We start from the raw sequence: 13,879 nt of genomic DNA, 5'->3' as shown, positions 1-13,879 counted from the left end.
AAAAACATGTAAAAATCTCACTTTTCCCCCCTAGCTTTGCCAAACCTTGGAGGATTGGCAAAGCTAAGAGAAAAGATATGATTTTAGGAATTCACCACATCGCAATTATTTGCAGCGATTATCAGAAATCGAAAACATTTTATACCGAAAAACTGGGCTTCACCATCGTGCGCGAAGTGTACCGCGAAGCACGAGATTCATATAAATTGGACCTGGAAGTCAATGGCTTATATCAAATCGAGTTGTTTTCATTTCCCAACCCACCGGCCAGAACTTCACGTCCAGAGGCCTCAGGACTTAGGCATCTTGCCTTTTCAGTTGACGATTTAGACGCGACCGTTGCCTCATTAAATCGGCAAAATATTACGTCCGAACCCATCAGAATCGATGAATTTACAGGAAAACGCTTTACTTTTATAGCTGATCCCGACGATCTCCCTATAGAATTTTACGAGCAATGAATCGAATAGATAAAAAACCACTAGCGCAATTAGGCTTTGATTTCGTGACAGAAAACTTCCTGAAAGCAAATGAAACAGAGTTCAAACACCGAAATACCCACATAAATCAAAGTCTTTACCGCCAACTTCAAGCACGCGAAATAAGTATTTTAGAGGCCAATTTAAATGAGGCCGAAAACTGGAAAGATCTTTGGGTAAAAGACGGATTCAACCCCTATTTGGTTAAAAATTGCCGATTTTTTGGCATTGTGCGCATTGGAAAATTAGAGTCTTGCTACCTCGAATTCAAGAACCTCCGCATGCCGGTGGGTCTATATAATTCCACGATTATTTCGAGTGATTTTGGCGATAATGTGGCCATAGATCGGGTCAATCTCCTCTCCCACTATCAAATAGGCAACGAGGTCATGATTTTGCAAGTCAATGAACTCGCTACAACCCCCACCGCTAAATTCGGCAATGGTATTGTCAAAGATGGAGAAGAAGAGCGCATTCGGATTTGGCTTGAATTAGGCAACGAAAATGGTGGCCGAAAAGTCGTTCCGTTTATCGGGATGCGACCTGCTGACGCATTTCTTTGGACGCAAGATCGAGAAGATAAAGAACTTCAAGCTGGATATTTAAACTTGACCAAAGCCGAATTTTCTTCGGAAAGAGGGTTTTATGGACAGATTGGCGATCGTACCGTTATCAAAAATACCGGTATCATTAAGGATGTCAATATGGGTTCGGACGCCTACATTAAGGGCGCGAATAAACTCAAGAATTTGACCATCATTTCTTATCCAAACGCCTCCACGCAAATCGGCGAAGGCTGTGAAATCGTCAACGGCATCATCCATGAAGGTTGTCGGATTTTTTACGGTGTCAAAGCTGTTCGATTTATTTTGGAAGCACATTCTCAGCTCAAATATGGGGCACGATTGATCAACTCATTTTTGGGAAGTAACTCAACTATTTCCTGCTGCGAGGTACTTAATTCCTTAATTTTTCCGGCACACGAACAACATCACAATAATTCATTTTTGTGCGCGTCCATCATTAAAGGCCAAAGCAACATGGCCGCTGGAGCTACATTAGGTTCAAATCACAATTCACGCGGAGCGGATGGTGAATTGCAGACAGGCCGTGGATTTTGGCCAGGCCTTTCAGTGGCATTAAAACACAATTCCAAATTTGCGTCCTTTAACCTAATTTCAAAAGGCAATTATCCAGCTGAAATCCACAATCCCATGCCCTTTTCATTATTGGGAAATGACGATCAAACAGGCGGTTTATTGATTATTGCTGGATATTGGTTTCAATACAACATGTATGCGATTGCCCGCAATGCATGGAAATTTGCAGCGCGGGATCAACGCGTGGAAAAAAACATGCTGCTTGAGTTTGATTATTTGGCACCAGATACCGTCAGTGAAATCCTACAAGCGCGTGAATTGTTTTGCCAGTGGGTCGGTGACGCTATCGGGAAAGATGCAGCCGCGGGAAAAGCTTGGTTGGCAAACCCTGCCAACGAGCATGAGAATCTAGCTGTTTGGGCCACCGGAATTGAAAATACCAAACGGAAAACACGCGTGGCTAAAGTGTATCGGGCATACCAGATTTTTGGCGACTTATTGCATTACCATGCGGCCAAAGAATGGGTCGCCACATGTGACCGCAATCCAAGCCAGAAACCGCTCGATTTACTACATAAGACCATGGAAAAAGCAACAGCTATTCAAACCTGGGACAACCTAGGCGGGCAGTTGATTCCTTCCGGGGCGGTACTCGAACTCAAAAACAGCATCAAAAACAGTCAAATCACGCGCTGGTCTCAAGTTCATGACTTCTACGAAACACAGGCCAAAGTATACCCAGATCAAAAATTTGAAAATGCATTAAATGGCTTGTTGAAAGTTGCTCCAGAGTCCATGGACAACATTCCAGCCTGGTTAAATAAAGCCGTAGAAACCGCACGTTTCTTAACTGCAGGAATCGAAAAATCACGCGAAAAAGATTATCAAGATCCATTCCGCCTGGCCATGTTTGGCAATGCCCAAGAACTCGAAGCGGTGGTAGGGGATCTGAATGATAATGAGTTTATCCAACAGTCGAAAGTAAGTCAGCAGATTTTTGAGGAGAAAATAAAAGCGATACAGGTTATACGCTAGGAATCGGCGTGAAGAACGCCTCAAACTTTGGCAATCCTTTGAGGTTTGCCAAAGAAAAAAGCCCACAGTTTCGCGCCAAGAAAAATAAAAGTCTTTCCAATTAGTCACTAGGAATCGGCATGAAGAACGCCTCAAACTTTGGCAATCCTTTGAGGTTTGCCAAAGAAAAAAGCCCACAGTTTCACGTCTCCACCAAAAAAAGCCCCAAGCATCGCTTGGGGCCCTCCAAAGTCTAACGTCCGACGTCTAGCGTCTAGATGCTTATGGCTTATTCGAATCAACCTTCAAACGCTCCTCGCGATTTGAAATTTCCCACGCCATGTAAAACACCAAACGACCCACTTTTTGTACCTGATCAAATTCAATTTTCTCCACATCATCACCCGGCTGGTGATAATCATCATGAACCCCGTTAAAGAAAAACGCCACAGGAATACCATGCTTGGCAAAGTTATAGTGATCTGAACGGTAATAGAAACGGTTCGGATCATTTGGATCATTAAAACGGAAATCCAACTCCAAACCTACGTGCTTCTTATTCTGATCAATCAAAATCTCGCGCAACGATGAAGACAATTTATCAGATCCAATCTCATAAATATAATCCGGCTTACCCAAGTGCTCATCGTCGATCCGACCGGTCATGTCGGTGTTTAGGTCAACCACCGTATTTGCCAATGGAAACAACGGATGCTTGGAATAATACTCGGAACCCAACAAACCTTTCTCCTCACCCGTCACCGTCATAAATAAGATACTCCGGCGCGGTTTTTTACCTTCTGCCGCCGCCTTTCCAAACGCCTCCGCCAATTCCATAATCGTCACCGTTCCCGAACCATCATCATTCGCACCATTGTTGATTTGGCCATCAGCCGAAATACCAATGTGATCATAATGAGCGGTTAATATCACCAACTCCTCTTTCTTGTCCGTTCCCTCTAAATAGCCAACCACATTGTAGGTGTCAACTGGTTTTTCCGTACGCTCAATAGTTAAGTTGATGGGTGCCGACTTATACGTAGGCGCAATCGATTTTTTGGCAGCAGCAATAGATGCTTTATAGGCTAATAATTGATCCTCACTTGTACCCAAAATTTCCGCTGCCATGGCAGATGAAATCAATAAAACAGGTGCCTCGTTTGGCGAAGCAGCCTCATCCGCAAAAACCATACGCTCATTACCAAAACGCTTCATCATCACCTGACGCTGACGCAATTGGTTACCAAAATCTTTCTCAGATTTATCCGAAATCAAAATCAATCCCGTCGCACCCACTGCCTGCGCACGCTTCAACTTCTCTTTCCATCCATCCCCTTTACCAAAAACAGACGGATCCTTAGTTCCTGATAAAACATAATTACCCGCTTCGTCTTTCGCCTCTCCTTCGAATGCTAAAACATATTTTCCTTTGGCATTTAATTTAGCAAAATCCGTAAAGCCCGCCTGCTGAATTCCAAATCCAGCAAAGACAACAGATACTTTCGTATTCGCAGCTACTGGTACCAAAGCACTCGCCATAAACTGGCCCAAATAATCGTATGATTTCCCTTTGATAGCTAAGGCAACCTTCGTCCACGAACGATTTACCAAATCTACTTTTTGAAAGTAAGATCCATTCACAGGTGCTAATCCTGATTTCTTAAAATGATCCGCAATGTAATTCGCAGCCACCTTTTGTTCTGGTGATCCCGTATTCCGCCCTTTCAAGCTATCGGATGCAATAAATGTCAGGTGCTTTTTTAGATCTTCTGCCTTAATTGTCAAGGCATAAGGCACCGGATTTGATTGAGCAAATGCACCCAATGAAATTAAATTAGCGAACAGAATGAGCGCTAACACATAGTTTGTAGATTTTTTCATCGATTGAAACAAATTATAAGAAAGCGAAGTTACGGAATCAAAAATAAATCGCTAAAAAAACATTACTTTTGTGGCGATTTTCAATCCAAATTCAGACGAATTTTATGACCCCAAATTTCAAGTATCGGGAAGATTTTTCATTGCGTCACAACAATGTTGAGCCGACCGATGTAGCAGCTATGTTAAAAGAAATCGGCGTAGCTGATTTAAACACACTCATCAATCAAACTGTACCCGAAAAAATTCGTTTGGCACAAGGCCTTCGCCTACCTGCTCCGAAAACTGAATTTGAATTCCTGCGCGATTTCAAACAAGTCATGGGTCAAAATAAAATCTTCAAAAGCCACATCGGCTTAGGATATTACGACACATTTACACCTACGGTTATTTTGCGCAATATTTTGGAAAATCCATCTTGGTACACGGCCTACACGCCATACCAGGCTGAAATTGCACAAGGTCGTTTGGAAATGTTGTTGAACTACCAAACCATGATCATCGACCTAACTGGCATGGAATTAGCGAACGCATCCCTCTTAGATGAAGGAACAGCTGCAGCGGAAGCCATGACCATGTTATATGGCCAGCGTCCGACCGAACGTGGAAATGCAGAAACCCTTTTCGTTTCATCACTTTGCCTGCCACAAACCATCGATTTATTGATGACCCGCGCAGAGCCAATTGGCATTGAAATCGAAGTGGGCGACCATACCAAAATTGACCTAACCAATCCGAAATATTACGGCATCGTGTTACAATACCCAGCCGCAAACGGTGACGTAATTGATTATACTGATTTTGTAAGTGCTGCCAAAGAACAACTTATACAAATTGTTGTTGCTGCCGACTTACTCGCATTGACTTTATTGACGCCTCCAGGAGAATGGGGAGCGGATGTTGTGGTAGGAAGTTCTCAGCGTTTTGGTGTACCGATGGGATTCGGTGGTCCACATGCGGCCTTCTTCGCGACGAAAGAAAAATACAAGCGTAGCATTCCAGGACGGATCATCGGGGTTTCCGTAGACACTGAAGGAAATCGTGCGCTTCGTATGGCTTTGCAAACCCGCGAACAACATATTAGAAGAGAAAAAGCAACGTCCAATATCTGTACCGCACAAGTGTTGTTGTCCATCATGGCTGCCGCTTATTCGATTTACCACGGACCCGAAGGCTTAAAGAAAATCGCTTCGCGTGTTTATGGCCTAACAGAATTATTAGCTGCTGGTTTGAAAAAACTAGGCTACACCTTAGAAAACACCCAGCACTTTGATACGCTAACTGTTTTAACCGGCGAACAAACCGAAGAAATTCGGGAATACGCAGAGGAATCTGAGCGCAATTTCAGATACTACAGAAACGATGCAGGTAAGCTAAGCATTGCGCTAGATGAGACGACTTCGGAAGATGACGTGATTGAGATTTTGGCATTTTTCCAACGGGCACAAGGCCAACGAATACTGGGTGATGAATTGACCGTCGCTTGGAACATCCCAACATCCTTAACACGCGCATCAAACTTCATGACCCATGAGGTCTTCAATCGCTACCATTCCGAGCACGGCATGTTGCGTTATTTGAAGTCATTGGAATCCAAAGATTTATCGATGGTACATTCTATGATTTCCTTGGGATCATGTACGATGAAATTGAATGCAACGACCGAAATGATTCCGGTAACCTGGCCAGAATTGGGCAAAATGCATCCATTTGCTCCGGGCTTCCAGACACGTGGGTACCAACAAATGATTACGGAATTAAGTAAGTGGTTATGTGAAATCACTGGATTTGCGGCGATGTCGATGCAACCTAATTCAGGTGCGCAAGGCGAATACGCAGGTTTGATGGTGATTCGTGCTTACCATGCTTCGCGTGGAGATTCGCACCGTAACATCGCGCTGATTCCTTCTTCTGCACACGGAACCAATCCTGCTTCTGCCGTAATGGCGGGCATGAAAGTAATCGTGACGCCTTGTGATGCAAACGGAAATATTGACGTAGCTGAACTACGCGCAAAAGCGGAAGAGCATAAAGATAATTTGGCTTGCTTAATGATTACCTATCCAAGTACGCACGGCGTATTCGAAGAAAGCGTCATTGACATTTGCCAAATGATTCACGAGTTCGGTGGACAAGTATATATGGATGGAGCAAACATGAACGCGCAGGTGGGGTTAACATCTCCGGCACGGATTGGCGCCGATGTATGTCACTTGAACTTGCACAAGACATTCTGTATTCCACACGGAGGTGGCGGTCCAGGCATGGGACCTATCGGCGTGGCACCACAATTGGTTCCATTCTTACCAGGTCACGTGATTACGGATTCGGTCGAAGCACCGGCACACGGCGCAGTTTCTGCGGCACCGGTTGGTTCAGCTTCTATCCTAGCTATCTCATACGCATACATTGCGATGATGGGCGGCGAAGGATTAACGATGGCCACGATGACAGCTATTTTAAATGCCAATTACATCAAAGCGCGTTTGGAAAAAGAATTCCCAATCCTATACACCGGCTCACAAGGTCGTTGTGCACACGAAATGATTGTGGATTGTCGGCCATTCAAAATCTCCGCTGCCGTTGAAGCAGAGGACATCGCTAAACGTTTAATGGATTACGGTTTCCATGCACCTACCCTATCGTTCCCGGTAGCAGGAACCTTAATGATTGAGCCAACAGAATCTGAAAGCAAGGAAGAATTGGATCGCTTTTGCGATGCGTTGTTAAGTATCCGGGCTGAAATTCGTGCGATTGAAGAAGGCCGAGTAGAGAAGACAAACAACTTACTGAAAAACGCGCCGCATACACAAACACGTGTGTTGGCTGCTGAATGGGATAAAGTGTACACGCGTGAAGAGGCTGTATTCCCACTTCCGTATGTACGAGCTAATAAATTCTGGCCAACAGTTTCGCGTATTGACTCAGCATATGGCGATCGAAACTTGGTTTGCGCATGTGAACCTATTTCGAGTTACGCAGAATCAAATTAAGTTATTGTAAAATTTAATCCCTCTGGAGCAATTCAGAGGGATTTTTGCTGATAATTTAATTAGTATGCTTGCATAACATTTTGTTTTTTCTTTATATTTACTGCGTTAGAAGTTGGCGCGGTCTCGGTACCCAACAACCCTAATAAAAATCAATCTCAAACTTGTTAACATGAATCGTTCCATTAAACGCGTAGCCATCCTTGGCTCAGGAATCATGGGCTCTCGCATAGCCTGTCATTTCGCAAACATTGGCGTTCAAGTATTGCTTTTGGACATCGCTCCCAAAGAACTGAACCCAGAGGAACAAGCAAAAGGCCTTAGCCTGGAGCACCCATCCGTGAAAAATCGGATCGTCCATACGGCATTTCAACAAACTATACAGGCAAAGCCCGCATCGCTTTATAGCAGCGGCTTTGCCAAAAACATCAAACTAGGCAACTTCGATGATAACTTATCGGAGATTGCGCAGGCCGACTGGATTATGGAGGTCGTGGTGGAAAATTTAGCGATTAAAAAATCGCTTTATGACCGCGTCGAGCAATTCCGTAAACCAGGAACACTAATCACATCGAACACGTCCGGCATCCCCATTCACTTGATGGCTGAGGGACGTTCAGATGATTTCCAAAACCACTTTTGTGGTACACACTTTTTCAATCCGCCACGTTACTTACGCTTGTTGGAGATTATCCCAACACCCAAAACGGATCCCAAAATCATCGATTTCCTCATGCAATTCGGCGAAACCCAATTGGGTAAAACTACCGTTTTGTGTAAAGACACACCTGCCTTTATCGCCAACCGCATCGGGGTTTATTCGATGATGCAAACGATGAAAGTGGTAGAGGAATTGGGATTGACGGTAGAGCAGGTAGATAAATTGACCTCGAAAGTCGTAGGCCGACCGAAATCAGGGACCTTCCGTTTATCGGATGTCGTGGGTTTAGATACGACGGTTCACGTAGCGAATAATTTGAAGCAAGCATTGACAAACGATGAGAGCAAGTCGATCTTCGAATTGCCCAACATGCTTCAAAAATTAATGGAAAATAAATGGCTCGGCGACAAGACCGGCCAAGGATTTTATAAGAAGACCAAAGAAGGTGGTAAGACTGTCATCTTAAGTTTGGACTTACAAACATTTGAATACCGACCGTCACAAAAGGTTTCTTTCGAAACCTTAGAACGCACGAAGGCCATCGACAAATTAGCTGATCGCTTTACTGTTTTATTAGCTGGCAAAGATTTAGCGGGAGAATTTTACCGCAAGACATTCCTAGACGGTTTCCGTTATGCTTCGATGCGTGTGCCTGAAATCGCGGATGATTTTGTTAAAATTGACCAAGCAATCTGCGCAGGTTTCGGTTGGGAAATGGGCATTTTCGAAACTTGGGATGCTATTGGCGTTCAAGCTGGAATCGATCTCATGGCTGCGGAAGGAATCCAACCAGCCGCTTGGGTGACCGAAATGGTGAAGGCGGGACATATCAGTTTTTACAGAGCAGATAATGGCGAACGTCAGTACTATGACATTCACAGCAAAAAATACCTAACGATACCGGGATCCAATAAGCAGATCAATCTGCAAATATTGAAGCCCACTAAAACCATCTTCAAAAACGACGATGCGAGCATCATAGATATTGGCGATGGCATCATCAACTTGGAGTTCCATTCGAAAATGAATACGATGGGCCAAGGAGTTTTGGAAGGAATCCAAAAAGCATTAGATGTTGCGGAGAAAGATTACCGTGGTTTGGTGATTGGAAACGAGGGTGTTGAGGCATTCTCGGCGGGCGCGAATTTGGGCATGTTGTTTATGTATGCGGCCCAGCAAGAGTTTGATGAAGTGAATCAAATGATTGCCATCTTCCAGAAAACCATGATGCGCGTGCGTTACTCGTCCATTCCGGTGGTTGTTGCACCGCATACACTTGCGTTAGGTGGAGGAACAGAAATCAATTTACATGCGGATAAAATTGTTGCCCATGCAGAATTGTACATGGGATTGGTGGAAGTGGGCGTTGGCTTAATTCCAGCCGGTGGTGGTACCAAAGAAATGGCTTTACGTATGGGCGATGCCCGTCGGAAAGGCGATGTGGAACTCAACCGTTTGCAAGAAGCATTCATGAACATTGCCACAGCGCGCGTGAGTACATCGGCGTATGAAGCGCTGGAAATGAACTACTTACGTAAGGAAGATCGCATTGTATTGAATCGCAGCCAATTGATTTCGGAGGCGAAAAAAGAGGCGATAGCATTGGCCGAAGCAGGTTATGTGCAGCAGCAGCCACGAAGTGATGTCTGGGTGGAAGGAAAACAAGGTTTGGCATTATTTAAAGCAGGAATCCAAGGCATGTTGATGGGTAAATACATCTCCGAACATGATGCCTTAATTGCAAATAAACTAGCTTATGCGATTTGTGGAGGTGATTTAGATACGCCACAAATGGTAACAGAAGAATACCTAATCGACCTAGAGCGCGAGGCATTCTTATCGCTTTCTGGCGAACGCAAAACATTGGAACGAATCAGTAGCATATTAAATGGAGGTAAACCTTTAAGAAATTAATCATGAACGCATATATCATAGCAGGTTACCGCACGGCGGTGGCAAAAGCAAACAAAGGTGGATTTAGAACCATGCGACCAGATGATTTGGCGGCAGAGGTGATCAAACATTTGATGGCGCAAGTTCCTTCGGTGGACCCAGCTTTAGTGGAAGATTTAATCGTAGGTAACGCGATTCCAGAAGCGGAACAAGGTATGCAAATGGCGCGTTACATTTCTCTTTTATCACTGCCAAAGAGCGTACCAGGATTCATCATCAACCGTTACTGCGGATCAGGTTTGGAGGCGATTGCTTTGGCTTCTTCCAAAGTTGCTGCCGGCATTGCGGATTGCATTATTGCCGGTGGAACCGAATCCATGAGCATGTTACCGATGATGGGACATAAAACTGTTTTGAATTACAACATCGCATCTGAGCATCCCGATTACTACATTGGGATGGGCTTAACGGCTGAAGAGGTTGCGAAGAAATATGAAATTTCACGTGATGACCAAGATGCTTTTGCATTGGCATCGCATCAAAAAGCATTAGCTGCTCAAGCGGCAGGTCATTTTGACGCTTCTATCGTACCGATTAATGTATCTGAAAATTATTTCGATGCGGCATCGGGCAAGAAGCAAACAAGAACTTGGACCGTCTCAAAAGATGAAGGTCCACGTGCTGATACGACCATCGAAGCATTAGGTAAATTAAAACCTGTATTCGCCATGGGTGGAACGGTGACGGCAGGAAATGCCTCGCAAACTTCAGACGGAGCAGCCTTTTTTTTAGTCGTTTCCGAAGCATTTGTGAAGCAACACAAATTGGAACCTATCGCGCGCATGGTGACGTATGCGACTGCTGGTGTGGAGCCAAGTTTGATGGGAATCGGTCCAGTGGAAGCGATTCCATTAGCTTTGAAAAAAGCGGGATTGAAACTGAATGACATCCAACAAATCGAATTGAATGAGGCCTTTGCGGCACAGTCTTTGGCCGTAATCAAAACCTTAGGAATTGATCCAAATATCGTGAATGTAAACGGCGGTGCGATTGCCTTAGGACACCCACTGGGATGTTCAGGTGCTAAATTATCCATTCAATTATTCGACGAAATGAAACGCCGCAACCAAAAGTACGGTATGGTAACTGCCTGCGTAGGTGGCGGCCAGGGCGTTGCGGGGATTTATGAGCGACTATAATACCCTAGGCTAAAGCCTAGGGATATCAAATATTTCATAACCCCAGACTTTAGTCTGGGGAACTCATCAACAAATGACATCAACCGATTACATTAGCCTAGAATCCGAATACGGTGCGCATAACTATCATCCCATACCCGTTGTCCTAAATAAAGGTTTAGGTGTGCATGTGTGGGACGTTGAAGGTAAAAAATACCTTGACTTTTTATCTGCCTACAGCGCAGTGAATCAAGGACATTGCCACCCCCGATTAATCCAGGCCATCACGGAACAAGCCCAAAAACTCACCTTGAGTTCACGTGCTTTTCACAATGACCAATTGGGATTAACGGAAAAAAAGCTCGCTGAAAAATTCGGTTACGAGAAAGTATTGTTGATGAATACCGGCGTCGAAGCCGGCGAATCCGCCATCAAATTAGCCCGAAAATGGGCGTATGAAGTAAAAGGAATTCCGGCAAATCAGGCCCAAATCATATTTGCTGAAGGCAACTTCTGGGGCCGAACGATATCGGCAATTTCCTCATCAACAGACCCGAGTAGCTATACCAACTTTGGTCCATTTACACCTGGATTTTTAAAAATTCCCTACAATAACTTAGCGGCTTTAGAAGAAAAATTACAAGATCCCAACGTCGCGGCATTCATGGTGGAACCTATTCAAGGTGAAGCTGGTGTAGTTTTACCCGACGCGGGCTACCTGAAAAAAGCAGCAGATCTTTGCAAAAAACATCGAGTACTTTTCATCGCCGATGAAATCCAAACGGGTCTCGGTCGGACCGGTGCGTGGTTGGCCTGCCACCACGAATTCGTACACCCTGATATTTTACTATTAGGAAAGGCGTTATCCGGCGGGTTCATGCCGGTTTCAGCAGTATTATGCAGCAACGAAATTATGTTGACCATTAAACCAGGTGAACATGGATCGACTTTTGGTGGTAATCCATTAGCCTGTGCGGTAGCAAACGTCGCGATTGATATCTTGGAGGATGAGGATTTAATTGAGAATGCGGAAAAACGCGGAAAACAATTAATGAAATTCCTTCAAACCCTGAAAGCAAAAACTGCCTTGATTCGGGAAGTGCGCGGAAAAGGATTATTATGTGCGATTGAAATCAACACCGAAGAATCTAGTCCGGTGGCTTGGGAAATCTGCCTAGATTTCATGCGCGCAGGTCTTTTGGCAAAGCCTACACACGGCAATAAAATTCGTTTAGCACCACCGTTGACCATTACGAAAAACGAAATGGATCAAGCCTGCGAAATTATTGAAAAGGTATTTTTTGGCTATTAACGCATTCATCGGACTGCCATGCCCGATAAACCAAACGGGCTGACGATCCGATGAACGTAATTCAATGGGTAAAATCGGCATACTAGCGATTCATGGAAACCAAAAACTCTTCGTTGTTTCGTGTACCTTTCATTTGCTGTTGCAAGAATTCCATGGCCTCTACTGAGTTCATGTCCGACATGTGCTTGCGTAAAATCCAAACACGTTGCAATACCGCTGGATCCATTAATAGATCCTCACGACGCGTACCAGATGCAGTAACATCAATAGATGGGTAAATACGGCGGTTGGCCAATTTACGATCCAATTGTAATTCCATGTTACCTGTACCTTTGAATTCCTCAAAGATTACCTCATCCATTTTAGAACCGGTTTCGATCAAGGCTGTTGCGATGATGGTCAAAGAACCACCATTTTCCACATTACGAGCCGCACCGAAGAAACGTTTTGGTTTGTGTAGGGCATTGGCATCCACACCACCCGATAAAATCTTACCTGAAGATGGAACAACCGTATTATAAGCACGCGCTAAACGCGTAATTGAATCTAATAAAATCACGACATCGTGACCACATTCCACCATCCGTTTTGCTTTTTCCAAAACCAGGTTAGCCACTTTCACGTGACGTTCTGCTTGCTCATCGAACGTGGATGAAATAACCTCCGCACGTACCGAACGCTGCATATCCGTTACCTCCTCTGGACGCTCATCGATCAATAAAATGATCAAATAAACCTCTGGGTGGTTGCGTGAAATTGCGTTTGCAATGTCTTTCAATAAGACTGTTTTACCCGTTTTCGGTTGGGCTACAATCATACCCCTTTGGCCTTTACCAATCGGCGCAAACAAGTCCAAAATACGCGTCGAATAATTATCCGCCGTGGAAGACAAGTTTAATTTTTCCTCGGGAAACAAAGGTGTTAAATATTCAAAATTGATCCGATCACGAATCTCATCCGTCGTTTTTCCATTCACAGATTCCACTTTCAATAAAGCGAAATACTTCTCCCCTTCTTTCGGTGGACGAATCTTTCCTAAAATGGTATCCCCCGTCTTCAAACCAAACATTTTGATTTGCGAAGGTGAAACATAAATATCATCTGGCGATGCCAAATAGTTGTAATCCGATGAACGCATGAAACCGTATCCACCTTCTTGCATGATTTCCAAAACCCCTTCATTGTCAATTAAGCCATCCAATTCTTTGATCACTTGATTGTAATTATTGCGGTGTTGGCGGTGATGCGGTTGTGGCTGTTGGCTCGGCGCATCTTCCTTCGGCAAGGTACTTAAATCCACCGGTGCATCTGTTGGCGACACTTTATCCGCTGCCAAAGGCGCATCACTTGTCACAAACGATGTATCCACTTCGT

The 13,879-nt window shown here is 44.4% G+C and carries 7 protein-coding genes and 1 pseudogene; 6 read left to right on the top strand and 2 right to left on the bottom strand.

Going from position 1 to position 13,879, the window contains the following annotated elements; genetic code table 11:
- Positions 1-77 precede the first annotated feature (77 nt).
- Both gloA2 and U0R10_RS00765 read left to right on the top strand, forming a co-directional pair.
- Complete coding sequence (gloA2, locus tag U0R10_RS00770) at positions 78-461, top strand: SMU1112c/YaeR family gloxylase I-like metalloprotein (protein WP_377981770.1); 384 nt, start codon at positions 78-80, stop codon at positions 459-461.
- Complete coding sequence (locus U0R10_RS00765) at positions 458-2,614, top strand: DUF4954 family protein (RefSeq protein ID WP_377981769.1); 2,157 nt, start codon at positions 458-460, stop codon at positions 2,612-2,614. The genes gloA2 and U0R10_RS00765 overlap by 4 nt, the downstream gene beginning before the upstream one ends.
- 261 nt (positions 2,615-2,875) lie before the next feature.
- On the opposite strand, the gene U0R10_RS00760 is transcribed toward U0R10_RS00765, so the two are convergent.
- The gene (locus U0R10_RS00760; protein ID WP_377981768.1) at positions 2,876-4,474 is read right to left on the bottom strand and encodes a M28 family peptidase; all 1,599 of its coding nucleotides are present in this window, start codon (positions 4,472-4,474) and stop codon (positions 2,876-2,878) included.
- A gap of 104 nt (positions 4,475-4,578) precedes the next feature.
- Here U0R10_RS00760 and gcvP point away from each other — a divergent pair, with 104 nt between their 5' ends.
- The 4 genes from gcvP (at position 4,579) to rocD (ending at position 12,505) form a co-directional block, all read left to right on the top strand.
- Complete coding sequence (gene gcvP / locus U0R10_RS00755; RefSeq protein ID WP_377981767.1) at positions 4,579-7,464, top strand: aminomethyl-transferring glycine dehydrogenase; 2,886 nt, start codon at positions 4,579-4,581, stop codon at positions 7,462-7,464.
- A 169-nt stretch (positions 7,465-7,633) separates the two neighbouring features.
- Positions 7,634-10,036: a 3-hydroxyacyl-CoA dehydrogenase/enoyl-CoA hydratase family protein gene (locus U0R10_RS00750; RefSeq protein WP_377981766.1), complete on the top strand. Its 2,403-nt coding sequence runs from the start codon at positions 7,634-7,636 to the stop codon at positions 10,034-10,036.
- Between the two features lie 2 nt (positions 10,037-10,038).
- Positions 10,039-11,214, top strand: a complete 1,176-nt coding sequence (locus tag U0R10_RS00745) for an acetyl-CoA C-acyltransferase (protein ID WP_377981765.1) — start codon at positions 10,039-10,041, stop codon at positions 11,212-11,214.
- A 73-nt stretch (positions 11,215-11,287) separates the two neighbouring features.
- A complete protein-coding gene (rocD, locus tag U0R10_RS00740; protein WP_377981764.1) occupies positions 11,288-12,505 on the top strand; it encodes an ornithine--oxo-acid transaminase in 1,218 nt (405 codons plus the stop codon).
- 82 nt (positions 12,506-12,587) lie between these two features.
- Here rocD and rho read toward each other — a convergent pair.
- Positions 12,588-13,736 (bottom strand): annotated as a pseudogene (gene rho, locus U0R10_RS00735) (transcription termination factor Rho); the annotation flags it as partial.
- Positions 13,737-13,879: the final 143 nt, after the last annotated feature.

This window comes from Aquirufa avitistagni, from assembly GCF_042715545.1.
In the GTDB taxonomy this organism is placed as follows: Bacteria; Bacteroidota; Bacteroidia; order Cytophagales; family Spirosomataceae; genus Aquirufa; species Aquirufa avitistagni.
Note: the sequence above shows the minus strand (reverse complement) of the source record. Positions and strands in the feature narration are given on the sequence as shown.

Excerpts from the sequence above, each read along its gene's own strand:
- gloA2 (WP_377981770.1), top strand. The coding sequence starts at position 78 with ATGATTTTAGGAATTCACCACATCGCAATTATTTGCAGCGATTATCAG.
- U0R10_RS00765 (WP_377981769.1), top strand. The coding sequence starts at position 458 with ATGAATCGAATAGATAAAAAACCACTAGCGCAATTAGGCTTTGATTTC.
- U0R10_RS00760 (WP_377981768.1), bottom strand. The coding sequence starts at position 4,474 with ATGAAAAAATCTACAAACTATGTGTTAGCGCTCATTCTGTTCGCTAAT.
- gcvP (WP_377981767.1), top strand. The coding sequence starts at position 4,579 with ATGACCCCAAATTTCAAGTATCGGGAAGATTTTTCATTGCGTCACAAC.
- U0R10_RS00750 (WP_377981766.1), top strand. The coding sequence starts at position 7,634 with ATGAATCGTTCCATTAAACGCGTAGCCATCCTTGGCTCAGGAATCATG.
- U0R10_RS00745 (WP_377981765.1), top strand. The coding sequence starts at position 10,039 with ATGAACGCATATATCATAGCAGGTTACCGCACGGCGGTGGCAAAAGCA.
- rocD (WP_377981764.1), top strand. The coding sequence starts at position 11,288 with ATGACATCAACCGATTACATTAGCCTAGAATCCGAATACGGTGCGCAT.